General features: G+C 70.7%; 22 protein-coding genes and 1 pseudogene. 15 read left to right on the top strand and 8 right to left on the bottom strand.

The window, feature by feature from the left end; all coding sequences use genetic code 11:
- Positions 1–496 precede the first annotated feature (496 nt).
- Complete coding sequence (locus Q4V64_RS54520; RefSeq protein WP_172629666.1) at positions 497–664, bottom strand: hypothetical protein; 168 nt, start codon at positions 662–664, stop codon at positions 497–499.
- Positions 665–843: 179 nt separating this feature from the next.
- Between Q4V64_RS54520 and Q4V64_RS54515 the strand changes: the two genes are divergently transcribed.
- The 5 genes from Q4V64_RS54515 to Q4V64_RS54495 all read left to right on the top strand — a co-directional run bounded on the left by Q4V64_RS54515 (position 844) and on the right by Q4V64_RS54495 (position 6,167).
- Entirely contained in the window at positions 844–1,749 is a 906-nt protein-coding gene (locus Q4V64_RS54515; RefSeq protein WP_124445928.1) for a hypothetical protein, read from the top strand.
- Positions 1,750–2,294: 545 nt separating this feature from the next.
- The gene (locus Q4V64_RS54510; RefSeq protein WP_124445927.1) at positions 2,295–4,391 is read left to right on the top strand and encodes a hypothetical protein; all 2,097 of its coding nucleotides are present in this window, start codon (positions 2,295–2,297) and stop codon (positions 4,389–4,391) included.
- Positions 4,388–4,753: a hypothetical protein gene (locus tag Q4V64_RS54505; RefSeq protein ID WP_124445926.1), complete on the top strand. Its 366-nt coding sequence runs from the start codon at positions 4,388–4,390 to the stop codon at positions 4,751–4,753. Before Q4V64_RS54510 ends, Q4V64_RS54505 begins: the two co-directional genes overlap by 4 nt.
- A gap of 247 nt (positions 4,754–5,000) precedes the next feature.
- Positions 5,001–5,399, top strand: coding sequence for a hypothetical protein (locus Q4V64_RS54500; protein ID WP_303716102.1), 399 nt, complete (start codon positions 5,001–5,003; stop codon positions 5,397–5,399).
- 549 nt (positions 5,400–5,948) lie between these two features.
- Positions 5,949–6,167 (top strand): hypothetical protein, encoded by a 219-nt coding sequence (locus Q4V64_RS54495; protein WP_124445898.1) that lies wholly within the window; start codon positions 5,949–5,951, stop codon positions 6,165–6,167.
- Between the two features lie 234 nt (positions 6,168–6,401).
- Here Q4V64_RS54495 and Q4V64_RS54490 read toward each other — a convergent pair whose 3' ends face one another.
- Positions 6,402–6,740, bottom strand: coding sequence for an ankyrin repeat domain-containing protein (locus tag Q4V64_RS54490; RefSeq protein ID WP_124445902.1), 339 nt, complete (start codon positions 6,738–6,740; stop codon positions 6,402–6,404).
- A gap of 339 nt (positions 6,741–7,079) precedes the next feature.
- On the opposite strand from Q4V64_RS54490, the gene Q4V64_RS54485 reads away from it, so the two are divergent.
- Together Q4V64_RS54485 and Q4V64_RS54480 are read left to right on the top strand one after the other, a co-directional pair.
- Positions 7,080–8,021 (top strand): hypothetical protein, encoded by a 942-nt coding sequence (locus Q4V64_RS54485; protein WP_124445897.1) that lies wholly within the window; start codon positions 7,080–7,082, stop codon positions 8,019–8,021.
- Positions 8,018–8,257, top strand: a complete 240-nt coding sequence (locus Q4V64_RS54480; RefSeq protein ID WP_124445896.1) for a hypothetical protein — start codon at positions 8,018–8,020, stop codon at positions 8,255–8,257. Before Q4V64_RS54485 ends, Q4V64_RS54480 begins: the two co-directional genes overlap by 4 nt.
- Before the next feature lie 308 nt (positions 8,258–8,565).
- Here Q4V64_RS54480 and Q4V64_RS54475 read toward each other — a convergent pair whose 3' ends face one another.
- The 5 genes and pseudogenes from Q4V64_RS54475 to Q4V64_RS56005 all read right to left on the bottom strand — a co-directional run.
- A complete protein-coding gene (locus tag Q4V64_RS54475; protein ID WP_253267598.1) occupies positions 8,566–8,724 on the bottom strand; it encodes a hypothetical protein in 159 nt (52 codons plus the stop codon).
- Between the two features lie 20 nt (positions 8,725–8,744).
- Positions 8,745–9,035: a hypothetical protein gene (locus Q4V64_RS54470; protein ID WP_124445894.1), complete on the bottom strand. Its 291-nt coding sequence runs from the start codon at positions 9,033–9,035 to the stop codon at positions 8,745–8,747.
- A 171-nt stretch (positions 9,036–9,206) separates the two neighbouring features.
- Positions 9,207–9,548, bottom strand: coding sequence for a hypothetical protein (locus Q4V64_RS54465; RefSeq protein WP_253267597.1), 342 nt, complete (start codon positions 9,546–9,548; stop codon positions 9,207–9,209).
- A gap of 378 nt (positions 9,549–9,926) precedes the next feature.
- Entirely contained in the window at positions 9,927–11,312 is a 1,386-nt protein-coding gene (locus Q4V64_RS54460) for a HEPN domain-containing protein (protein WP_124445893.1), read from the bottom strand.
- Between the two features lie 234 nt (positions 11,313–11,546).
- Positions 11,547–11,723, bottom strand: a pseudogene (locus Q4V64_RS56005) (WhiB family transcriptional regulator); the annotation flags it as partial.
- Between the two features lie 204 nt (positions 11,724–11,927).
- Here Q4V64_RS56005 and Q4V64_RS54455 point away from each other — a divergent pair.
- Together Q4V64_RS54455 and Q4V64_RS54450 are read left to right on the top strand one after the other, a co-directional pair.
- Positions 11,928–12,848 (top strand): hypothetical protein, encoded by a 921-nt coding sequence (locus tag Q4V64_RS54455; protein ID WP_124445892.1) that lies wholly within the window; start codon positions 11,928–11,930, stop codon positions 12,846–12,848.
- A gap of 149 nt (positions 12,849–12,997) precedes the next feature.
- Entirely contained in the window at positions 12,998–13,285 is a 288-nt protein-coding gene (locus Q4V64_RS54450; protein WP_253267596.1) for an NIPSNAP family protein, read from the top strand.
- A 302-nt stretch (positions 13,286–13,587) separates the two neighbouring features.
- On the opposite strand, the gene Q4V64_RS54445 is transcribed toward Q4V64_RS54450, so the two are convergent.
- A complete protein-coding gene (locus tag Q4V64_RS54445) occupies positions 13,588–16,023 on the bottom strand; it encodes a DEAD/DEAH box helicase (protein ID WP_124445891.1) in 2,436 nt (811 codons plus the stop codon).
- A 191-nt stretch (positions 16,024–16,214) separates the two neighbouring features.
- Between Q4V64_RS54445 and Q4V64_RS54440 the strand changes: the two genes are divergently transcribed.
- The 6 genes from Q4V64_RS54440 to Q4V64_RS54415 all read left to right on the top strand — a co-directional run bounded on the left by Q4V64_RS54440 (position 16,215) and on the right by Q4V64_RS54415 (position 23,367).
- Entirely contained in the window at positions 16,215–18,449 is a 2,235-nt protein-coding gene (locus Q4V64_RS54440; RefSeq protein ID WP_124445890.1) for a helix-turn-helix transcriptional regulator, read from the top strand.
- 14 nt (positions 18,450–18,463) lie between these two features.
- Complete coding sequence (locus tag Q4V64_RS54435; protein WP_124445889.1) at positions 18,464–19,021, top strand: XRE family transcriptional regulator; 558 nt, start codon at positions 18,464–18,466, stop codon at positions 19,019–19,021.
- 47 nt (positions 19,022–19,068) lie between these two features.
- Complete coding sequence (locus Q4V64_RS54430; RefSeq protein ID WP_253267595.1) at positions 19,069–20,454, top strand: TniQ family protein; 1,386 nt, start codon at positions 19,069–19,071, stop codon at positions 20,452–20,454.
- 189 nt (positions 20,455–20,643) lie between these two features.
- Complete coding sequence (locus tag Q4V64_RS54425) at positions 20,644–21,867, top strand: hypothetical protein (protein WP_124445888.1); 1,224 nt, start codon at positions 20,644–20,646, stop codon at positions 21,865–21,867.
- Positions 21,868–22,024: 157 nt separating this feature from the next.
- Positions 22,025–22,345 (top strand): hypothetical protein, encoded by a 321-nt coding sequence (locus Q4V64_RS54420; protein WP_124445887.1) that lies wholly within the window; start codon positions 22,025–22,027, stop codon positions 22,343–22,345.
- A 191-nt stretch (positions 22,346–22,536) separates the two neighbouring features.
- The gene (locus Q4V64_RS54415; RefSeq protein WP_253267594.1) at positions 22,537–23,367 is read left to right on the top strand and encodes a TnsA-like heteromeric transposase endonuclease subunit; all 831 of its coding nucleotides are present in this window, start codon (positions 22,537–22,539) and stop codon (positions 23,365–23,367) included.
- Positions 23,368–23,374 lie beyond the last annotated feature (7 nt).

Here is a 23,374-nt window from a genome sequence, read left to right as displayed (position 1 = left end):
CAAGAGGCTGCTGCGCAGCCTCCGAGGGAACTCCCGCGCGTTGCGCGGGAGTTGAAGTGAAGGCCCCGCGCGTTGCGCGGGCAGACTCCTCGCGTTGCGAGGAGTTGGGCTCTGCGCTGCGCTCCGAGCCCTGTTTCCTTCCGTCAGGACTTTTGCTGGATCCGGAGATTGGGCTGGTGCCTTCCGACTCTCCGCTTCCGCTCCGAGTCGGTGGCTCCCTCGTCGCTGCGCTCCTTGAGGGAGCTTGGGGTCCGTCCGCTGCGCTCCCGGACCCGGCCCGCGTTCGCGGGCGACTGGCTGCGGGGCGGGGGTCGAGCTGGTTCGTCGGCTGTTTCCTTTGCTCGGGAACTTTTGGTGGATCCGGGTTAGGAGTGGGTGCCCTCTTCCCGGAGGTCGCGGTAGGCGGGCTGTGGTGTGTCCGGACGGGATGAGGTGATGTCAGTCGAAGCCAGTAGAAGAGGCGTTGAGGTTCTCTTCGTGTGTGTCGCCGAGGTTGTCAGTCGTGCTGCCACCAGGTCACCGCGAGGCCGGCCAGAAGGGCGCCGATGTGACGGGCTGCTCCGGTGACGAGTGCTACGGAGACGAGGCGCCGCCACGAGGCCGGGGCGGGTGTCACGTCACCCTGGGGCGGGATGGCCGAGGAGGTGCGGTTCTTCTTCGACACGGTAGAGGTCCTTTCTCTCAGACAGGGCGCGGCGGTGCCCCTGTGCGCGGGGTGGGTTGTTGCAGCGCGGCGGCTCGCCAGGGTGGTTTGTGCTGCTGTGTTGATCGTGGCAGTCCGATGGGGGCGCTGCATTCTCAACTGGGGCACGGTTGGCGGGAGAACGATGTAATTTCCACCCTGTGTACACCTGGGAGAGCATCAGCAGGCCCGGCACCATCGACGACCTCGTCGCAGATGCCCATGCGGCCGGCTACCCGGACATGACCGTACGGCGGATCCACGACTGGATCGCCAAGGGGCTGCTGGACCAGCCGCGTCTGCGTACCCGGCGGCGGGGTTCGGACAAAGCCGAGCACAGCGCCAACCAGCGCCGGCTACTGCTGCTCCTGCTGGACAAACGGCAGCAGGTCACACACCTGAGCTCGCTCGCGCAGGTGCCGCTGGCCATGTGGCTGTGGTGGGACGGCTACATGCCCACGCGGCAGGCGCAGCGTGCCTGGGTGACGTGGGTGGGGCGCGGCAGGCGCAACCAGGAGGTCGCCCGCGACGGCGCCCTCGGCTTGCTGGAACAGGTCGGGCATCAGCTGGCCACGCCGACCGCGCAGGCCCGGTTCGTGCGGATCACTACCGAGTTGGGCAACGGCAAGGCCTTGACGGTGCGTGGGCGGGCCGAACTACTGGACGCCGTGCGGGACGTCATGGAACCGGACACCGTGTTCGCCGCCAGCGGTCTCGTCCGCGCGCTCGGGCCCGCGCAGACACCGATGACGGTCGAGACGGTCGTGGCCCGCATCGAGGCGTTCTGCGCCGCGCTAGGCCGCACCCTGGACGGGAAGGTGGACGCTGCGCTGCTGGAGCGGGCTCGGGCGGTCTATCGTGCCTCCATGGCCGACTACCTTGCCGAGCGCGGAGGCCTCGCCGCCGAGGCTGGGCAGTTGGCCGACCTCTTCCGCGAACCCAGTCTCCAGGAGCAGTTCGACGAGGCCGGGCGCGAGTTGCTGTTCGTCCTCGGCATGCATCTGATCCATCGCCGACCCCAGTCGCAGGGGCAGGGGCAGGGGCCCAGCACTGCAATCCCGGTCTGACGGCGGACTGCGGGCAGGCCGCGCAGGGCCGCGCTGTGGGAGGCGCCGGGAGAACTGCGGCCGGTCACCGCCGTGAGCCCTGTCTTCCGCGGCCTGCGTTCAGATCAGGTTTCACGTGTCCAGTAATTGGCGTAGTGCAGTTCCTGGGACGCGAGTCGTGATTTCGCCCTAGGCCGGGGGGAGTTGGGCGTAAAATCGTACGCCGCTGGCAATCGTTGTCAGCGGCGCACCCGCTCATGGCTAGACGGTGGTATTGGCATGTTGCAGGGCTTGACCCTGCCATGCAGAGCGGCTGGCCCCAGCAGGCGTGAGTGTTCGGTCTTCGCAGACCGAACATCCGTCGAGGGGAATGTTCGGTCTTATCGGACCGATCTGACCAGCAGCTCGCCTGCCTACCGTGGAACGCCTGACGGCACGTTGTGTTCACGCGGTATGGAAACCGTCTGACGAAGCGTGACGGCGCACGTCGGCCCCCTGGGGACGGCGCGCAGTGGAAGCAGTGGCCTATGCCCTCCTGCTGCGCACGTACCAGGAAGGGCAGGACTATGACTTCATCGGACCTTTCCGCGGGCCTGGATGGGCTCGATCACGACGATGGGCTGCCGCCCCTGCTGCGCCGGCCGGAAGCGGTGACGGACCCGCAGCCGGTGACCCGGCTGCGCAGGGCGCGCAAGGCGCTGCTCGCGAACCCGGACGTTGCGCTAGATGAGGCGGCGGCGAACGTCGTCACCTCGGGTGTGGTGGACCCCCTGCGGCTGGAGGCGCTTCTGGCCGCTGCACCGTCCGGTCTGCTGACGGCCAAGCCGGTCGTCGGGGGCACGCTGTATGCGACTGCGCCCCACTCCCGCTACCTCGACCTGGATGTCCTTCCGGACATCATCAACCAGAGGTGGGCGGGTCAGTTGCGCACGGCCATGGATGTGGTGCCCTCCACGTTCCTGTCGACTGTGTACGAGACGCTCATCGATCCGGCGAGCGGGAAGCCGGTCGCGGTCTTCACCGTCCGCATGCGGGACCGCAAGGCGCTGGCCCAGGCGGTCGCCGAGAGCATGTACCACACGTTTCACGCCCAGAAGGGCGAGAACGACTACACCCAGAGCGTGCTCCAGCAGGGGGTAAAGGAGCCGCTGACGCTGTTCGTGGTGCGCGTGGTGTACGGCGATGGCAGCGAGGACACCTTCCTGGTCACGGGCGACGGCAACAGCCGGCTGATGAGCATGTGGCTGGCGCGGACCGGCGGCGACATCGACGCCGCGATCTCGGCATGCATCGCCTCCGTCATCGGCTCGCTGGACCACCCCGGGGCACGCAGCCGGGCGGAGCAGGGGCAGGCCCGTCAGCGGGCGACTGCGCTGACGATGCGTACCCGCAAGCACCTGGCGGCGTCGACGATGACGGAGGCGACGCGGCGGGAGGGCCACACGATCGCCTTCCCCGCCACCGTCATCGTCGGCGCGCGCGCCGACGACGGCGGGCCGCTGGCAGACCTGGTCGCGGCCCGTGACGACCTGCTCGCCAATCTGCACGTCCGCGTCACCCCCTGGACCCGGGGAGCGCAGAACACGCAGGGCATGCAGCGGGTCTACCGGCACGCCCTGCGCGAGGACCGGATCAGCCCGGCCGTGTACCGCGTGCTGTCGGGCGCCGTCGGCGCGCAGGAGATGCACGAACTGCTCGGGATTCCCGCGCACCGGCTGTGGTCGGCCGCGCTCCATCAGCACGTGATGCTGGCCGGACCGGGTGCCTACGCCATGAACCGGCTGGTCAAGCAGGAATTCGGGATGGTCAAGGCCGACCGGCAGCGCATCAGCGAGCGACTGGCGCCCATGGCGCTGTCCGCCTACCGCAGCCAGGACGGCATCGAGCAGCCGTTGCGGGCCTTCGGCAATGGAGGCACGATCACCGACCGGGTGTGGAAGCAGCCGTGGGCCCTGACCCAGGGCAGCGAGGCGTCCAAGGTCCTCGATGATGTCCTCGACCGTGCCCTGGCCGGCGAGGCGGGCGCGGTGGCGGAGCTGACCGTGCTGGGCGGGACCGCCGCGATCCTCGACGGCTACATCACCCGGGACCGCGGCTCGAAGGAGGGCACCACCCGAGACAGCCGTACCGCGCCCTTCCGGGCCACGCCCGTGAACCTCCTGGAGGTGCTGTCGAAGACCGCCGGAGGGTTGCGGATGCTGCACTCCATCGCCCGCGCCCACGTCGCCGCCGACCCGGCCGTCCTGCCCAAGCAGTTCCACACTCAGGACCGCGAGGTCGACGGCATGCCCGTCCGCGACGGTGACCCCGTGCTCGACAAGACCCGTGAACAGGTCATCATCGACTACGAGTGGGACCTGGTCTACGCCGCCGACCCGGCCAGGGCCCTGGCCGCCATCGCCAAGAACGACGGCGAGTCGCCGGAGCTGGAGGCGGAGGACGTGCGCCAGCGCCGGATCCTCTCGAGCAGCATCGCCTCCGCGTGCGGGGCCGCGCGGACGCTCGCCCGCATGCGCCAGAGCCGCGGCCCGGAGGTTTTCGGTCACGGGGATACGGTCGACGACCTGCGCGCGCAGCTGCGACAGGTGGAGGAGATTCTCCTGCGGTTCGGGCCGTCCCATGCCTCCTTCCTCCTCCACGAGGACGAGGAGGAGGGCGAATGAGCGCGCCCGTCCCGCAGCAGCCCCGCTTCGGCGGGATCCGGCCGGCGGCCGTGAGCATGGTCAGCGGCAGCGCGGTCGTCACGGCTCTGACGCTGGCCAACGCTCCGTGGAAGGCCGTGGTCCTGACCGTGTGCGCCACACTCGTGGTTTCGCTCGTTCTCGGCCTGGCCAAGATCGTGATTCCTGAGGAGTCCGAGCACAAGCTGAACCTGCTGCTCGCATTTATCCGTTACCTCGAGCGCCGGGCCAGACAGCGCGAGCGCCGGGCTGAACTCCGCAAGCACTCACGGCGGCGGAGCCCTCAGGACATGGACCCGCAGGAGCAGCGCAGCCGGGCGGGAGGTGATCGCACTCTTTCTTGATCGCTGCCGGATGTCGGCCCGGCTCCCGAGCGGTCCGGCCGGGCCACTGCCGCCTGAGAGGGGTGGCCCGGCTCCGGACCACGGTGCACTCCACCCCTTCCGTAAAGCGCCCATAAGGCGCACATCTGGCGTGCCAACCGCGTACTGAAGGCGCGTCGAGCGCGCCGAGCCCGGAGGCCGAGGCGAAGGCGAAGGCCCTGCTGGAAAGCCTGGGCGCGACCTCGCACAACCCGCGGGCGGCCGCGGAGTGGCGGGGATCGCGGTCGTCCTGGACCACACGACCGCCGCGGCGCTGTACGACCCGAAGGACCCGTTCAACGAGGCCGTCGCCGCGTTCTACGTCCAGGCGTCCGGCGGACTCGGGGATCTGTATGCGCCAGTGTTGTCGCTGACGGCCGGCGACGCAGAGCGGCCGGGCCTGCTCGGCTACATCAAGGGGCTGCGGTTCATCCGCATCGAAGCGTTCGACACCGACGCCGCGGTCACCGCCACCGAGCTGCTGCGCTTCGGGCACTCCTGGGCCGCCGTCCACGCCATCCACACCGCCCACCCCTCCCCCGCCCACCCCGCCGGACGGCACCTGCTCACCCTCACCCCCAAGGCCTACGCCGGCACCGGCGTCCAAGCCGTCCACCCCGACCAGTAACCGCCAGCCTGCCGCCGACAGACCGGCACGATCGTCGCGTCGGCCCGGGCCTGGTCGGCCGCGACCTGACAGCCGCGAAGACCCGGTGCCGCTCTCGCCGGGAGCAGTACCGCTCGCACAGGGCGGTTGCGTTGCTCACCACGAGGACCTCTTCGACCGCCAGCCGCCCGGACCGCCCCTCACGCACGTGGTGTTCACCCTGGCCCCGTTGCCGGCTTCGGCCCTGCCCGCGGCCCGCGCACTGGCGACGAGCGTGGAAGTCGAGCACCCCGGCGGCCTTGCGGTCGACGTCACCGGGCTTGCCTGGCGCCAGGCCGACCGGCCGTACGTGACCCACCATGCCGAACTTCGCCCCCGCTGTCGCAACGGCTGCCCAGCGAGGAGCTGCTGGTCGGCTTCGCCGCGGCGTGCGGCGCCGGCGAGGACACCAGCCGTGCGCTGCTCGCCGCCCGCGCACGGATCCTGGCCGGACCCCGGCCCCGGCCCTCGCTGATGTACCCGTGCGGCGGCGTCGAGGAGGCCGAAGCGCGTCGCGAGCAGGATGCGGCCGTGCGCCACTGGATCCGGGACGGAGACGAACTCGACTGGTACGAGCAGCAGTTGCGTAACGAGGCCGAGGCCGAGCAGCGGCGGGCGCAGGCCTGGGTCGACGACCTCACCGACGACGAGCTGGAGGAGCTGCAGCGGGCCGCGACCGGCGCAGGGCGGAGCAGCCTTCGCGCCGAACTCGCTGCCGCCGCCCGGTCGGCGGGCGAGCCCGACGGCTGACGTTCTGCGACGGGCAGTCGCCGGCCAGCCCGCGGAGGCTGGACAACTGGCCCATCTCTTCCGCGCGCCCACTGTCCAGGAGCAGGTCGACCAGGCCGGGCTGCAGCTCTTGCTCACTCTCGGCATGCATCTGGTCCACCGCCGCACACGCGTGGGCTGAGCCTGACGCAGGCGTGGTTCTGGTCGGCGTCCGGGGAGGTGCCGGCAATCGCAGCAGACGCCGCCGCTGGACCATCAAGCGCACCATGTCCTGGCTCGTCTGCTGATGTGGGTCTGCAGCAGTTTCATCGCCAGGTCGTGGCCGTAGTGGTTGGCCATGTCCATGGGCGTGCGGCCGTCAGGGTCTGCGAGTTCCGGATCAGCCCCGAAGGCCAGCAACACGGCCGTGGTGTGCACAGTCAACGGCTGCCCGCTCTGCAGGGACCCATCGCCCTCGGCGTCGATCGCGTGCGTCAGCAGCGTCATGTTGCTGATGACCTCGTCGGGATCGGACCCAGTTGCCAGCAACCGGGCCAGAGCTTCAGCGTCCTCCTGCTCGACCGCCTGATGCGCGGGGGTCCAGTAGTCGCTCACCACGACATTCAACCGGCCCCGCAGCACGCCTGCCACGCCATCTCGGTGTCCGTTCACCGGATCGTCGCGCTCAGCGGTGACCGGCAGCGGCGCAGTGACGGGCAGGTGCCCGCCCACGAGCCCTACGACGAGTAGAGGGCCGTCCGCCTCGCCCGTGAGGGCGGCGTGTGGGGGCTGCTTTGGGTGACGTTCATGCCTGTCGGCTGTGCTGCCTGCTGACCGGCTGGCCGACTCCACGCGGTGTGACGCGGATCACAGGATGATTCGGGGTGTGCGTTGTCGGATCGGGTCCGTGCCGGGACCGAGAGGAGAAGGATTTTCCACGACAAGGAGGCACCCATGGCCACCGAGGACCCGACGCCCAGTTACACCATGGTCGAGGATGACTGCTCCGTGCAGAACGAGCTGACGGAGCGGATCAGCCAGTTCAATTACGAGTCCAATAACGGCGCGGCGGTCATGGCCTTGTTCCCGGCCCAATGGAGCGGGAGCGCCGGCGATACCGTGACTCTCCGGGGGGACGGGAGCATCGCCCTCGACATGGACGGCACGTTCGACCTTCCGGAGCCGTTCGACCGTGTCGCCCCTCCCACGCTGATCACCACCACGACCGGTATGGCGGTCCTCAAGGCCGACCACCCTGCCAACCAGACCATCGAGTCCGGGTTCCGGGCTCTGAACATTCCGGTCCCCGAGGTGATCCAGGCGCTGAGCGCCCGCGAGGCCGCGCTCGCCGGCGACGGACCCACGATTCACTCCTTCACATCGGAGGTGCTGGGGAGGTGGAGCGGATGGAACGAGCCGGTCTCCACTGCCCTGCTCGGCGACTGGGCGGACTCTCTCTACGACCAAGGGCACCTGACCCCTGATGCGTTGGACAAGCTGAGGTCAGAGGCCAGTGTCATCCACCGGCAACTCACCCCGGTCTGGCGCCGCAAGGTCAACCAGTCGCGGCTGCTGCTGCTCGACACCCCGCTCGGCGACGGGCTGACCCTGTACGACCTGGTCTGCGGACAAGCCGCCGTCGACCCCGGCTTCGAGACCGGCTTCGAGGACTCGCGCCTGATCGAGATTCTGAAGGCCCTCTCCCCGGCCGAGCGAGCGGTGACTCTCGCTCTCGGCGCCCGTGGGGTCACTACCTGGGCCGAAGCGGCCATGGCCGCTGGTGCTGCGGAGCCGGAGAGGCAGGGCGCGAAGGTCCGCCGAAAGGTGAGGCGGCTTGCTGGGCTCATCACCGGCAGCTCTACCGCGGCCGAGGCGGCCACGGTGAGCGGCCGATGAGCGCCCCTGCCCCTGTCGCAGCCCGCCCGGCCCGGCGCCGGGAGGTGGTGTTGCGGATCGCCCTGCCGGGCATTCCGGCCTGCACCGCGGTGCTCAGCACCGGCAGCGTCGGCGCGGCCCTGGTCCACGGCGCCATCCCGGCGGCATCCCCGCTCGTGTGGCCGCTCGTGGTCCTCGCCCTCGGCACGATGGCGTACGACGTCGGGCTCCGTGCCCTGCGCCGCCGCAACGGCTGACCACGCTGCCGCACGGCAACGAGGTCCCTCCCGGGCCAAGGTGCGTGCGGCCCACCCTGGGCCTGGCGCTCTCGGCGCTGGGCCTGGGCCACGTTGTGCTCGGCCGGCTCCTGCTTGTGCTGAGCCTTCGCGCCCGCCGCCTCGACTTCGGCGAGGCGCGCCCACGCTGCCTGTTCCCGGGCGGCGCTCTGGCTCGGGGGCCCGGGGCGGCGCTGGTGGCCTCCCGGCTGCGGGCGCTGGCCAGGAGGGACGCGGGCGGGCAGGGGCCTCAGTCGCCGTCCTGCGGGGGACAGTCACTCAGTGGTTCTTCAACGGCCGTCGCACGGGTCGTCGCCCACAGGCATCGGCTTGGTGTCGGCCGCCCGGCAGGAGGAGTACACCCGCGGAGTGGGCTGCGGCTGTGGTGCCGTCGCGGCGCTCACGGCGATGATCGCCACGGCACCGGCGCAGATCAGCCCCGCTTTCACGGCGAGCCCTGTACGGCGACTCACCGGTCGCCGCTGAAGTGGTCGAGAACTTCATCGCTGCAGTCGTCCGCGCCGACCCGGGTTCGAGTGAAGGCCAGCACGCCGTCGTCGTTGCCTTCCCTCTTGGCCTTGGCCAGCTGCGTCTCGATGTCCGCGATGTACTCGGCGCACTCGGCGCTGACGGGCATCTCGGGCTGCGGGTCAGGCGCCGGAAAGGCGTTCAGTGCGGCGGTGGCAGCGATGCCGGCCACACACAGCACCGCCCACACGGCAACCCACGTGCAGCGGCTCATCCGTAACGGCTTGGGCATTTAGGCATCCTACGAGCGTCGCAGCGGGCTGTCGCCGAAAAGATCAATAAGCCCGCGCGACATGTACGTCACAGCGAAGATCACCCACCGGGGTCTGGCGCGCCGCCGTGCTCAAGGGCGTCGACCACACCCGCACCAGCCAGGGGCCTGCCGGGCCCGGTGGCCGGTCAATCAGGGGCGGGCGGCGTTGAAGAGGGGGTCGAGCGGATCGCCCTCGTACCCGACGACGAGGCAAGCCGCTGCTACCGGTCCCCGGGAGCGCTCCACGAGCCGGGCCAGGACCGTCGCCTCGGATGGCAGTTCATCCGGGTCGATACCGAGCGCCTGGGCCGCACGGTCCTGTCGCCGTGCGAAGTCAGGCAGGTCCTCCCGGTACTCGTCGGCGACCGCCTGGAGTTCTTCGGGCGTCCGGCCTGGAGCGTCTCGCCACCACGGCGCCACGAGACACAGCTGCACCAACTCCAGCAGTCCGAGCGCGAGCAGGCCGGCCTCGCCGTCAAGGCCCACGTACACCACTGGGCGTTCCTCACCGCCCTCGCCGACGAATCAGAACGCGTCCCCCGACCCGGCTCGCGCGAACTGCTCCAGCCGGGCCCCGGAGGCAAGCCGGACCCCCTCTTCCAACTCGTGAGTGTCCGGGTCCGTAGCGTCGAGATCCGCGACGCCGGCAAAAAACGCGACGGCCCTCTCATCGGTTCCCAGAAGGGACAGCAAGGCACCCGGCACATCGGGCCGCCAGGTGGGCGCAACTGACCCGGCCGGTGCGTTCGATCCGTTCACCCGGCCACCGTATCCCTGGCTTGACAGCGGTGATTTGGTGGTGCGGTCGGGAGCCGATCTGACTGCATCTCGGCTGTGGGCGGCGATGGCAATCACGGCGCAGGTCTGGGCTCAGGTCCGGATGTCGTCCTGTGGCGGTGACTCCTGGAAAAAGGCGCGTAGAGGTTCGTCAATGGCGCGCGAGCAGCTGGTGCAGTGGGCTGCGGCGTCGAGACGAGGTGCGAGGTCTTGAGTGTCGCAGGGGGTGAGGATGAGCCAGCGGAGGACGACCTGCCGGACGAGCAGCCTGAGCTCGCGCAGTTCGGCCTCCTTCTGGTCGGCGAGCAGGTCTCCGTGTACGTACTTCGAGCGCGCGCTGTACGCCTTCTGCACTCTGCTCTCGACGCCCTCGCGCACAGGGCTGGGGAACAGGGCCGCCGTCCGGGTCCGGATCCTCTCGCTGATGCCCTCGTGCTTGTCGTCGGGGCTGACCATCAGGGCTTCCAGCGCGATGACGTAGTCCAGAAGCCGCTCGTCGGCTTCTTCCTCCCACACGCCGTCATCTCTGTAGGTGCGCTGGTAGGCCTGCAGCAGGTGTCGGGCGGCTCGCTCCAAGCGGCGAGCGCGCTTTTTGGGCAGGCTCCGGCCGCTGGTGATGCCGTTCATGACTGCGTCGATCTTCGCTGTCACGGCGGAGCAGAAGGCCTGCAGCCGCGGGAGAGCGGCTGGAGCGGCGTAGAAGCTGCCGCTCTCGCGGACTTCGACTTCTTCTGGGATGCCGTGACGGTCCTCGTAGATCTGGATGGTGGTGGGCACCTGGTTTCGGTTCAGGTCGAAGTAGCGGCCGCGCTCGACGCCGAACACCGCGTCGACGTGCAACAGTTCCTCACTCCACAGGATCAGCGGCAGCAGCGCCCTCCAGTGCAGGGATTCCGGGCGTGGACCGGCGAAGTCGAACCAGCCCGTGTCCCTGCGGTCCGGCGCGCGCTCGGGGTTCGGGGCGTGGAGAAAGGGGGCACCCGCCAGGAGATCGAGGTCGAGCCCGCCCGGCTGGAGGCCCTGGAGGGCAGGCATGGGGCCCAGCTGCCGCAGTTCGTCGGCGGTGAAGGCCTGCAGGGTGTAGCGGCCCAGCGGGATCCGTGTCCCCACAGGGAGGTCACCGGTGAGGAGCAGCCAGTCCTCCGCTGCCGGAGCGGGGGCCGTGCAGAAGGCGACGAAACTGTCCGCGACGTCTTCCACCGGCACCGTCGCCCCCTGGGCCACTAGACGGGTCGCATCACCCAGTCTCGATCCTCCCAGGAGCGTGGACCATCGGGGCAGCCAGTCACCGTCGCCCTTGCCGTACAGGTCGCGGTGCTCGGATTTCGGCGCGGCACTCACCACCGCGTTGATCACAGCTTCGAACTCCGGCTGCGTCGACAGTGCTACATCGGTGATGGCCTGGGGTATGGAGGGCAGATCGCGTGCCTGCTCGAGCCAGGTAAGGACGGCCTGACGCAGTTGGGAGGTGTCTTCCATGCGGCACGAAAATAGCGCATTCCGCCAGCCCTAGACCCGTAGCTGCAGCAGCGCGGTGCTCTCGGTGCAAGGTGAGCGCAAAAGTCGCTTCTACTTGACATTTCTGTCTGCCCAGCACGACATATCCCAGCCTTGTGTCCCCCGTGGGGGGACACAAGGCGTCCTCACGACGGCCGAGAACTTCGCGCCGGTGCTGCGGGCGACGGAGCCTTCGCGCCGCCGCGCCGGGACGGCTCAGCCGGTCTCACGTCGGCGTCTGGCGCCGCCCGGGTGCTGTCTGCCGTGCCGCTCGTGTTCCGTTCGCGCGGTTTCGAGCAGGTCTTGCCAGGACGTCAGGGTCGGCCATCGTCGTAGAAGGCTGTGTCTCTCGCGTTCTGTCATTCCTCCCCAGATGCCGTGCTCGATCCCATTGCGGCGCGCCTGTTTGACCGTGGCCGCACCCGGCGGCTTCCATGGGGCCGGGCCCGTGAGCGCCCGGCCGCGCGACGGACGAAGCCCCCACAGCTTCCGTCGCCGAGGACCGGCCAGAAGCCTCACCGTCCGACCCGCACAACCGTCTGTCTCTTTCACACAGCGCGCACCGCCGGGGGCCGGTCCCGCGCGGAAGAACGCCTCATGAACCCTCCGGCCGCCTTGCTTCTCACCGCCGACCGGCGGCGCAACACCGGTGAATCCCACCAGGCCCTGTGCACCCTGCTGCCCCGGCCCGGCCGCCCGCTGTCCATTCCGGCCGCGCGCCACACCGAACAGGCCCGGCTGGAGGCCGCTGTCCTTCAACGGGTGTGTGCGATGGGCGGTGTGAGCGAGCATCCGCTGGGGATCGTCCGTGTCCGCCCGCAGGAGGACCGGCTCACCCTCCAGCTCGTCGACGAGCCGTCCGTCATCAGCCACTGGATCGACTTCCTCTATCCCAAGGTCAGCGGGGACGCGGGCGATGACCCACGTGACCGGGTCGCCGGTGTGCCGGGGCTGCGCAGTGCCCGAGAGGCGGGCGGTATCCGCCTGTACCGGCCGGGCATGGCGGCGGCGATTGTCCTATCCGGGTTCAACCCGCGCTGGTGGGAGCGGATCGCCGACCGGCGCGAGGAGGCCTATGGTCCCTTGCTGCGGCAAGCGCACTGGACAGCCGCCGAGCAGGCGGCCTACGACGCCCACGCGGCCTGCCCACGCGATCCCTCTGCGCTCCTGTCGCCTCTGCTTCGCCGTATCCGCGTGACCGCCGGCCCGGGGCCGGTCAACAGCACCGATACCTGGACCAGCGGCAAAGGCATCCGCCTGGAGACGACGGATGGCCCGCCCTGCCCCGACCTCATCCAGCTCCTGACCGACGGACCCTGCGGACTGGGCTGGCAGGTCGAGAACAAGGTGTGCACCTGCCTGTGCGATCACAGTCACGCCTCGGTCGGCTGCACCATCGACTTCCGGGACCCGGCCACGGGACGGCCGGTGTGGTACTCGAACCTGAAGTGGGGCCGCACTCTGGACGACCGCCGTCTTGAGACCGTCGCCCGGTTGAACAGCGCCGCGTTGGCATGAAGAGCGGCGGGCGCAGACGTGGATCCCCGCGCGGGTGTCCGCGCGGGGTGCGGCAGCACGGCCGGGGTCAGCCTTGGGCTTCGCGAAGGGCGTTGATGATGATCTGGACGGGACGTCCTTCGCGGCGTGTGAAGGAGGCTCCCGAGATTTTGCAGTTGCGTACCTACACCGTCCGTGACGGACTGCTTGACGAGTGGGTTGAGCGGTGGCGCAGTGACGTCGTGCCGTTGCGGCGGAAGTGGGGCTTCGAGATCGGCGGGGCCTGGGTGGACCGGGAACGCAACCAGTTCGTGTGGCTGATCTCCTACAAGGGGCCCGGGACCTTTGAGGAGCGCAACGCTCAGTACTGGGCATCGCCCGAGCGCAAGGCGGCGGGCTTCGACCCGGACGACTACCTCCTGCACACCGAGGACCGCACGGTCGAGCAGCACTACTGACCGTGCGCCGGCCCCGGCGCCAAGCGAAGGCCGCTGTCGCTGTCGCCCGGCGGGGACGTCGCCGCGCTCGGCGACGCGGCGGTCGTAAACGGGGGTCTGTGGGAACTCTGCCACGTCGGCCCACGCCGGGTGCTGCTCGTACGGCGGACGACGGGCTTGTTGCGGACCGCTGCGGTCGATAACCGCCCGGCGCACCAGGTACCGCGGCCGTCCGCCAGGCACGAGACGCCGTCGGTCCAACCGGTCCTGACCGGCCGCCTCTTGGCTTGACTGCTCTTCCCGCAGTCGAGCCGTGAAGCCTCCTACACCAGGACGGCCGGGACGGCGTCCTCGGCCGTCCAGTCCCCGTCGAAGAGGGCGGCGACCAGGCGTGCGTGGGCTCCGGGGAGCTGGCCGGTGCGGTGTTTGGTACGGGCTTTGGCGAGCCAGGCGCCGATCTTGACGGTGTCGCCGTCGACGCGGATGGTCTCGCGGGCTGTGGGGGCGCGGCCTTCGCGGTGGAGGAAGAGTTCCAGGAGCTGGACGGTCTGTTCGAAGGTGCGGCGGGTGCGGCGGGCCGGGGCGAGGGGGTTGGTGTCGGGGGTGAGGCCGAGAGCGGTCATGAGGTGCTGCTGGCCGGGGTGGAGGGCGAGCCAGGTGGTCAGTTGGCGGTGGAGCCAGGAGCCGATTTTCACCCCTGCCAGGAGGGTGTCGCGGGTGAGGGCGGCCGGGTCGGCGCCGGAGGCGAGGTGGGTGCGCAGCAGGTGGTATTTGCGGTGCCAGTCCGCGCCGTGCGGGAGGCGCCAGTCGGGGGCGAGGGCGGTGAGGGCGTCGGCGCGTGCGGCATCGAGGGTGTTCTTGGTGGCGAGGTGGCGTTGTTCGGCGAGCCAGGCGCCGACGGGGGTGGTGGCGGGGGCGGCGAGGTGGCCGTGGGTGCGCAGGTAGTCGGCGGCGGCGGCGAGGCGGGCGCGCCAGGCGGCGTCGTGCTTGTCCCAGATCATGCCGAGAGCGTCGAGTTCAGCGGTCCAGTCGGCTTCGAGGCGGCCGGCGGTCCGGGCGTCGCGCATGGTGGTGATGAAGGTGCCGAGCCGGTAGCCGGTGGGGTCGGTGTAGTCGGCGGGGACGTCGAGGTGGCCGTGTTCGTCGCGATAGGACTGGGCGGCTGCCAGCCCCAGGCGGCGGGAGCGGGAGACGGCCGGGTCTCGGGGGTCGAAGGACGCCAGATCCATCGCTTGGGCGATGCGTTCGGGGTGGACGGTGAAGTCGAAGTGCCAGCGGCGCTGGATGACGTCGCTGGTCTCCTTCGGCAGGCGGTTGGCCTTGTCCGGGAGGCGCTCGAGGATGCGGTGGTCGTGGCTGGCCAGCGCGCAGGCGATCGCCCACACCGGCTCGTAGGCGGTGCCGAGGATGTTCTCGCCGTCGGCGCCGGGCGGGACGTAGACGGGGACGATGAGGCTCGCGGTCTTGCCGGACACGTCCAGGCGCAGGGCGCGGCCGAGGGCCTGGACGCAGCGGATGACGCTGCGGGTGGGGTCGGCGAAGACGATGGCATCCACGCTGGGGATGTCGACGCCCTCGGCGATCAGGCGGGAGTTGGCCAGGATCGCGCAGTCGGCGGCCGCGAAGGCCGCGAAGGTGTCGGCGCGTTGGGCGGGGGTGTGCTCGCCGTGGGCGAAGAACAGCTCGGGGGTGATGTCCGGGACGAGGCCGGGGTCGGTCCTGGCCAGCAGGAGCAGGGTGTGGGGCAGTTCGCGGGCGAAGCGGCGGGCGTCGGAGACGAGGTTGAAGTAGACCAGGACCTTTTTCAGCCGGTGCTCGGTCATGGCGCGCAGGACGGACAGGTGCAGGGCGGTGGTGCGCAGCGCACTGTCCGGCCGGTCGCCGTCGCCGTTATCCGCAGGGGGGGTGGCTGGGGTGGGGAGGTTCAGGCGGCGGCGCAGGTCGGCGTCGGTGAGGGTGGGCACCACGATGCGGTAGTCCGCCGCCCGACCGTCCTCGACGGCTTGGGCGAGCGGGTACTCGAAGACCTTCCTTCCGTAGGCGGCCTCGTTGTCCATGCTGTTGGCGAACGCGTCCACGTCCGTCTCACTTTGGCGCCTGCGGCGTGGGCGGGTGACGTCGGCGGATTCGGCGAGTTCCGGCGCGGCGAAGATCCTTGGGGTGGCGGTCATGTAGAGGCGGCGGTCAGCGCGGATGCGCTGGGCGTCGTTGGCGATGGCCCACTTCTTGTCGGCCCGGCCCGCGATCCGGTGTGCCTCGTCCATGACCGCCAGGTCGAACGGCGGCACCGCGTACCCCGTGCGCTGGGTCTGTTCGATCTTGTCCAGAGAGTCGTAGGTGCAGATCACCGTCAGCGCGGGGATCTGGTCGTCCCCCTCCCCCACCACCGACATCAGCCCGCCCAGCGCGTGGGGGTCGCTGGTCGACATGACGCGGGCGGCCACCAGATCCTCCCGGCCGGCGGCGTCCAGGGAGGAGACGATCACCATGTGCTCCAGGTGATCGTCCCAGCGCCATGCCAGTGCGGTCTGTGCCGCCAGGTCCAGGGTGGGCACCACGAACAGCACCAGCCGCGCACCGAGCCCGTCCGTCACCCGCACCGACACCAGCGTCTTGCCGGTCCCCGTCGCTGACACATACAGCCCGCGGGTGCCCGCGCGCCGCAGATGCCGTACCAGGCGCTTGACTGCCTCGGCCTGGTCGGGGAAGAGCCGTGAGCGCTCGGGGCGGCCGAAGCGCGGCAGTTCCACCACAGTCATGCAGCTCTTCCTCGATCCGAAGCGGGCGGTGCCAGGGGGAAGCCGGGACGGAACCGGCTGTGAGGCCGTCGTTGAAAAGCCTCCCTTGATTCGCGGACCCTACCATTCGCACGCCGTCCGTACGTGAAATGTACGCGAAAGGTACGCGGCCAGAGCGGTTCGTGGGGTAGGTTGAAGGGCGGAGGTATCCCATGTCCGAGTTGTTCGATGCGGTGGACGCGCTGGTCGCGTCCCGGTCCCCGCTGCCGCCACCTGCGGAGCGCAGGCGGCTTCGCCAGGCTCACGCGCTCACCCTGGATGAGGTGGCCGCCGCCCTGGGCGTGCGGCGGGCGACCGTCGGCGGCTGGGAGTCGGGCAAGGCTGAGCCCCGGCCGCCGGAGCGGGAGGCGTACGCGCGCCTGCTGAAGCAGCTCGCGCAGCTCTACCCCGCCCCCGAGGACGCCAGTGCCCCGCAGGAGGAGACCGCGAGGCCGCAGACTCTCACCACGCAGGCGTCCGCAGCGCAGGCTCAGCCCCCGGCCGGGGCACCGGAGGCCACGGCCGGGGCCGACAAGTCCCCGTCCGCTCCCCCCGCGGCTGCTGCCGCACCGGCGGCCGTGGCGCGTCCGCGTGCCGTCCAAACGCCGCACGCCTCGCGCCGCCCGGGCATGAAGAAAGCTGCCCCCGCGGCCACCCCGGTATCCGGGGGTGCGTACGCGCACGGCCCGCTGCTCGTCCTCGACGCCGACTCCGACCGGCGGGTGAGCGGCTACGGCATCGGCGGTCTGATCCTGGACGTGCCCGCCAAGTCACTGCCCGCGCTGGTGGAGTGGACACTGGCCAAGGCGCAGCTAGGGGCGGAGAGGCTGCACGGTTCGGGCAAGGACGCCGACCCGCTGCTGGTGCTCACCGAGGCCGCGTGTGAACGCTACGGGCTGCCCGCTGCCCTGTCGGAGTCCGAGCGGCTCGCCGGGCGGCTCCCGGAGGGGCACAAGGTCATCAGGCAGCTTGAGCGCGCCGACTGGCAGCTGACCAAGCGCGGGTTCGGGCCGTGGGCGCGGATCTACCGCCCCGCCCAGGGCAGCCGTCGGCAGTGTGTGCAGCTGTGCATCCCCTCGTGGCGTGCCCTGGACGACCGCGCCTGGGGACATGCCGCGCAGTTGGAGCCCGCAGAGCTCGCCCGGGTGCTAGGCGTGTACGCGGCCCGGGTGATGACGCCGGTCGGCTCCACCGCTGTGACGGGGCTGCAGCTGATGACCGCGCTCAGCCCGCCGACCCGCGCGAGCGAGCCGGACGAGACCGGAAAGCGGCACGCCGAGCACCGGCCCGGATCGCTGGGAACCAAGCCGATGGACCCGGCGCCGTGCGAGGCGACCGACGGACACCCCGTCCTGGCCCACCTGCCCCGCTTCCACGTGCGCGGGCCCGGCGAGAGGCTGTTCGAGGAGGCCTACGACTGGGCGCGGGACCTGACTGATGACGAGTGCATGAAGCGCTGCCTCGTCGGCCTGGATGTGAACCTCGCCTTCGGTGCGGCCGCCAACGGCGCCGTCGTCGGTCTGGCCTCGCCGCCCGTGCATGTCACCCAGCCGGACTTCGATGCGGCGGTGCCCGGCTCCTGGCTGGTCGACCTCTCCCACGTCGACCTCGCCCGGGTGCAGGTCAGCAAGCAGTGGCGCGAGCTCGACGGCGAGTTGCTGCCCAGCCCGTTCACGCCGACCGGTGAACGGCCCGAGGGTCCGGCCTGGTACGCCACCCCGACGGTCGCCTACGCCGTCGAACTCGGCTACGACGTCGCGCCGCTTCAGGCCTGGGTGCGTCCCGAGAGCGGCCGGTTCCTGGACGGCTGGTACAAGCGGCTGCGCGACGCCTACGTCGCCACCATGGCGGACCTGGGCGTAGCGGAGAAGCTGCCCCCGCACGAGTTCCTGACGGCGATGGACGGCTACAAGCAGCGTGACCAGGAAATGGCGATCGTCGTGGACGCCGTGAAGATGACCGTCAAGGGCGGCATCGGCAAGCTGCGGGAGAAAGCGCGCGGCGGCGGCTGGAAGCCGGGGCAGGCCTGGCCCGCACTGGCCCGTCCGACCTGGCGGCCGGACATCCGCGCCGCCGTCATCTCCCGGGCCCGCATCAACATGCACCGCAAGATGCTCCATCTGGCGGCTGCCACGGGGCAGTATCCGGTCGCGGTCCTGTCCGACTGCGCCGTGTACGCATCCGACGGCCCCAGCCCCCTGGACGTCCTGCCCTACGACAGCAACGGCAAGACCGTGCCGGGCTCGTTCCGGCTGGGGGTGTCGCCGGGGATGGTCAAGCACGAGGGCACCCAGAGCGTGCTGTGGGGTGCGGATGTCCTCGAGCAGCTCGACGCCGACGGCAAGACCGCCAACCTCGCCCGCTACATCAAGACCGGCGAGGTCACCGCCAAGGACACCGGAGAATAGGGAGCGTTACGGCGATGGTCACGGTCGGGGACGAACTCGACAAGGCGGTGCAGGGCGCGTTCACACGTCCTGTCCCCAAGTCGGCCGGGGCGCAGATGCGTTACCTGGTCCGGCAGCATCAGCGCAGTACCCGGCGCGTGGCCGAGCTGCTCGGCATCAGCCAGCGCACCGTCGAGCGGTATGTGAAGAACCAGATCAAAAAGCCCCGGCCGGAGCTCGCCGAACGCCTCCAACGTGAGGTTCGCGTGCGCTGGCAGCCACAGGTCAGGGCCAGGGCGAAGCAGGCCGCGGCCACCACCGGCGGCATCATGATCGATGTCCAGGCCCGGTTCGGCTACACCGCGGCCCCCGGCAGCACCGACGACGCCCGCGTGCGTCACCTCACCCTCGCGCTGCCGCCCGGCCACGCTGCCCGTCTCTTCCAGGCCCAGGAGGCCGGTCTCACCGAGGACGAGCTCCGCCAGATCGCCGCCGAGGCCCTGGGCGAGGTCTACTTCCGCGACAACGGCCGCCGCGCCCAGGGCCTCGAAGTCGAACTCACCGACCTCCTCGACCTCGAGTTCGAGCTGTAGCCGGTCAGGGCGCTGGACAGGAATCAGGACAGGCATCGGGGAGAGCTGTGGCAGCAGGGGTGTTGCGGACCGTGCCGCTGGCCGGGGAGCTGACCGCGTCACTGATCAACCGGGTTGCGGACCGCTACGGTCTGGCGGCCGCCAGCGTGCTGCGGCTATGGACGTGCCGCAACTCCCCCACCCCGCACGACGGCGGCGTGCGAGCCGACGCAGAGGTCGTGCTCAACGAAGCCGGGCGGGGTGTGCTCGCCGAGCTGTGCGGCGTGGAACCGGCGGTGCTGGCGCGCGCTTTGCCCGCCTTCACCGTGGACGACCCCAAGATCAGTACCGGGCGGGAGGCCGCCCTGGCGCAGGCGCGGTGGCGGGCGGCGGGCACGGTGGCGGGAGAAGCAGCGTTCGGCTGCCGGTTGTGCACCGCGCGGCGCACCGGGCAGGCACTGCGGGCGGTGCGGTATCTGCCGCGCTGGCAGCGAGTATGTGTCCGGCACGGACGCTGGCTGCTGGACGCGGACGCCGACCAGCCGCTGGAACACCTCAACCTGCGCGGTGTCCCGGAGGTGGTCGTCGCGCAGCGGCAGTGGACGGGGGTGGCACGCCGTGCGGTGCGGGCCGCGGCGGAGCCCGGTCAGGTGTTCGCCCTGGCGCACGCGGTCGTGGCCCGGTGGTGGGAGGAGGCCCTGCACTGGGAGCAGGAGGAGATCTGGCCGCACAGGCTGCACCGGGTGGCTGGAGGCAACGCGGGCACGGATCTTCAGCGGTGGCGGATCGTGGGCCGGGACCCGGTCACCTTCCCGGAGGTGGTGGCCGTGGCCGACGCGCTGCTGGACCCGGCCATGGCCGAGCTGGTGTGGAGGGACAGCGGCGCCGGGCGGCCGCGGCCGCTGCCCGCCGACGGGGCGTTCTGCCGCCGGCTGGGCGAGCGGGTGGGACGCAACTGGCTGGGCCCGCTGTCGGCGGTGGACTACGGCGGGCCGCTGCTCACCTGGATGGGCGCTGTCATCCGTCAGCGGCGCGGTGAAGGCGGGCCGACCGGGTGGAGGGACGATCCATGGCGGCTGCAGCGGGAACAGCAGCCCGCCACGATGGCCTGCCAGCTGCGCGTGATGGCGGCCGAGCAGCAGTCGGGCGGCTCGGGCACCCGGTGGCGGGCCACAGTGAGCGCCGAACACCGTTTCCAGATACAGCAGATGATCGGCGAGGCGCGGGAGCAGCTGGAGCAGCTACGGGGCGTACACAGCGGCACCACTGCCGAGGTGGCCCGCACGCTGCTGGAGCACCTCAGCCACAGTGCCGCCCTGATCGACCAGGCCTTGGTGGACACCGCCGCTGCGGCTGTCGCCGCCGGGGTGGCGCTGGACGAGGTGGCCGCCTGGTCACGCCTGCCCGTTCATGAGCTGGCAGAGATCATCACCGCGGGCCAGGATGAGGAGTGACGCGATCGGCGGCCGGTGTGGTGTGTGTCAGCCGCCGTACGCCGCAGCCCCGGCCGCAGAAAGGATCTGGCCGGTCTCCCCGGGAGGATGGGTGATGCCATGTTGCGGGAGGACTGCTGCGTGTGGCCACTAGGCTGAGGCGGGGCCGCAGGTAGGCAGCGGCCCGGGGACCGGCGCCGAGGGAGCACGTTGAGTACTCATCCGGGTCCGGCGGCGGCGGGGGCGGACCTTGCCCAGCTGGCGCTCGACTTCCACCACACCCACCAGTTGCTGGATCCTGCCGCGCAGGGAGTGCAGGAGTGGCAGGTGCGCATCACCGCGGCCGGCACACCGGTGGGAAGCCTGACGGCCGTAAGGGGCCTGTACTGGAAGTCCGACAATCTGCGCGAGCGGATGGCAGACGAGCAGTCCTTCCCCGCCCTGGTGGCCGCCCAGCTCCTGGACGAGGACGGCCGGTTCACCTACGAGTTCGAGGAGTTCATCGAGTCGGCCTCCAGTGTTCTCGTCGTCGACCGGCTGCACGTGGAGGAAGCCTTCGCCGACCCTGTGGTCGTCGCGGGGGTGGTGGCCTCTGTCATCGACCGGCTGACGGACAACTACTTCGCCGTGGTCCTGCCCGCCAAGAACGCCTGCACGGACGCGGGTTCCGCTCTGCTCGCCGAGGCCGGCATGCTGCTGAGCGCCCAGGAGTTCTCCGACGAACTGCAGATCATCGACAATGCCCTGGCCGCTCCCGAACAGGCCGCGCAGCGCGTGCGCAGCCGTCTGCGCTCCCTCGCTCGCCACGGCCAGCCGGCGGCGTGGGACGAAGACGACGACGAGGACGACGGCTGGTACGAGGACGGCGAGGAGGACGAGCTCACCGCGCGGACAGGTGCGGTGCTGCGGGTGGCGCTCGAGGAGTTGTCCGAGCAGATCTGGCAGGACGTCGCCGATGTGGGGGATGCGCCTGCTGGGCGCGGCGAGGGCCGTGTCCTGGGCTCGCTGCCGCCGATCACCTTTCACCAGGACCAGCAGTGGCGGCGGCAAATGGCCCGCTGTTTCGACGACCTGGCCGCCGAACTCGCCGAGACGGGCACCGTCCGCCCGCTGTGCACCGGCGAGGAGATGGCCCTGCACCTGGGCATCGACCGGGCCAAGTCGCTGACGCGGAACCGGCCGCGCCTGGTCGCGGAAACAGTGGAGGGTCTGGGTGAAGACCGGCGCGACTTCGACTGGGCCTGGTGCTCGACCGTCCTGTTCGAGGACCACGACGTACTGATGCTGTTCGACGCGTCCCTGGACGGGATCGAGGACAGCGGCAACGACATCAACCAGGCCCTCGGGCTTGCCAACCTGGCCGCTGCGGACTGGTTCGTGCCCTTCCGCCCCAGTCAGGCCCGCGACCCCGACCGCGGCTTCCGCCACTCCTGACCCCGGCCGCCGCCAGGCCCCGGGCTGCAAAGGGTCAGCATGAAAGCCGCAGACTGAGTCTTTCCTTGGTGGGCCGACTCTCCGGCTCAGCCAGAGGCGGGCCCGAGACGGCTACGCTCAGGCTGCTGATGCGGCCGGGCGGGGGAAGTGGGGAGCAGTGGCCAAACGCGATGTGTGGGTACGCGTCGGTGACAACCTGGTGCGCGGTGACACCGTCGTGGGCGTCGCCGTGAGCGATCCGCACTACCACCACGAAACGTTCAAGATCATGCTGAAGGTCACGGGGCACCGCGACCACCTGTGGCTCGACTCCGGTGTCCGCGATGACGACCAGGGTGCGGGGCGCGAGCAGGTCAACGCGTTCGCAGACGCCTTCGTCGACACGCTCGCGCGCGGTGCGGCGATGCCGTCCGGCGCCCTGATCCGGTTCGGTTCCGGCGAAGACGACTCGGGATGGGTGCTGTCGTCTCTGGGATAGCGGCGCAGCCGATCCGGCGCCTGCTCACCTGGCGGCCCGGACGGGAAAGTGCAGAGATGCGCACTGACACCAGCGCGCCCCAGGCGGCATCCTGGCCCCCGCACAGGACAACCGGTTCTCGCGGCAAGGCAGTTGGAGTTACTGGCCGGTTCTCCTGCGCGCCATGGCCGGTATGACGTTGTGTGGAGCACGTGATCATCGACAGCAGCCAAGACGGCTTACCTGCCGTCGCGGGCAGTGCCTACCGGGTGCCGGAACCGGGTGCGGTGGAGGCAGAGTTCACCGAGGGGGACGGCACTCTCGTGCAACGCCGCTGGGTCGAGGCCGCCGCGGCCGTTCGGTTCGAGCAGTTCCAGCCGGTGGCGGCCTTCCCGGTGGTGCCCGGGCGCAGGTGGGGACCGGGCTGGTGGTGGTCGGCCACCACCAGCGGTCACGTACCGCACGGGTCGCAGGCGATGTGCATGCAGCTGATGATTTTGGACCGTGATCCGCAGGTGGTGGGGTTGTCGGCGCGGCCGGTGCGGCTGATCTGGCGTGATCCCGGCACCGGGCGCGTGCTGACGTGGGTGCCGCAGGTGTTCGCCCGCTACGCCGACGGGCGTGCTCTCGTGGCTGACTGTCCCGCGAGCACCGGGCCCGCCGGGGATCGTGCCGCGCGCGCGGCCGCGGTGCTGGGGGCGGCGTGTGCGGCGGTGGGGTTCACCTACCGGCGGCTGCTGGCGCCGGATGCGGTGGTGGCGGCGAACGTGCGGTGGCTGGCCGGCTACCGCCATCCCCGCTACCGCGATGCGGGCGGGCTGGAACAGGCGGTGCTGGAGGCGTTCGCCGCCCCGCGGGCTTTGATGGCGGGGGCCGCGGCGGCGGGTGAGGTCCTGAGCACGCTGCCGGTGCTCTACCACGCGTTGTGGAGCGGGCGGTTGACCGCGGACCTGACCCGGCCGCTGGGCGGGCACACCCTCGTCTGCCCCGGCCCGTCCGATCCGGCCGCGGACGGCAGCGAGCGGGAGCAGCAGGCACGTTGAGCAGGCA

It is taken from the genome of Streptomyces sp. NL15-2K (genome assembly GCF_030551255.1).
GTDB lineage: Bacteria > Actinomycetota > Actinomycetes > Streptomycetales > Streptomycetaceae > Streptomyces.
Note: the sequence above shows the minus strand (reverse complement) of the source record. Positions and strands in the feature narration are given on the sequence as shown.

Coding starts and splice junctions, on each gene's coding strand:
- Q4V64_RS54480 (WP_124445896.1), top strand. CDS start 8,018: ATGAGCGCCCCTGCCCCTGTCGCAGCCCGCCCGGCCCGGCGCCGGGAG.
- Q4V64_RS54440 (WP_124445890.1), top strand. CDS start 16,215: ATGTCCGAGTTGTTCGATGCGGTGGACGCGCTGGTCGCGTCCCGGTCC.
- Q4V64_RS54435 (WP_124445889.1), top strand. CDS start 18,464: ATGGTCACGGTCGGGGACGAACTCGACAAGGCGGTGCAGGGCGCGTTC.
- Q4V64_RS54445 (WP_124445891.1), bottom strand. CDS start 16,023: ATGACTGTGGTGGAACTGCCGCGCTTCGGCCGCCCCGAGCGCTCACGG.
- Q4V64_RS54460 (WP_124445893.1), bottom strand. CDS start 11,312: ATGGAAGACACCTCCCAACTGCGTCAGGCCGTCCTTACCTGGCTCGAG.
- Q4V64_RS54485 (WP_124445897.1), top strand. CDS start 7,080: ATGGCCACCGAGGACCCGACGCCCAGTTACACCATGGTCGAGGATGAC.
- Q4V64_RS54455 (WP_124445892.1), top strand. CDS start 11,928: ATGAACCCTCCGGCCGCCTTGCTTCTCACCGCCGACCGGCGGCGCAAC.
- Q4V64_RS54505 (WP_124445926.1), top strand. CDS start 4,388: ATGAGCGCGCCCGTCCCGCAGCAGCCCCGCTTCGGCGGGATCCGGCCG.
- Q4V64_RS54470 (WP_124445894.1), bottom strand. CDS start 9,035: ATGCCCAAGCCGTTACGGATGAGCCGCTGCACGTGGGTTGCCGTGTGG.
- Q4V64_RS54510 (WP_124445927.1), top strand. CDS start 2,295: ATGACTTCATCGGACCTTTCCGCGGGCCTGGATGGGCTCGATCACGAC.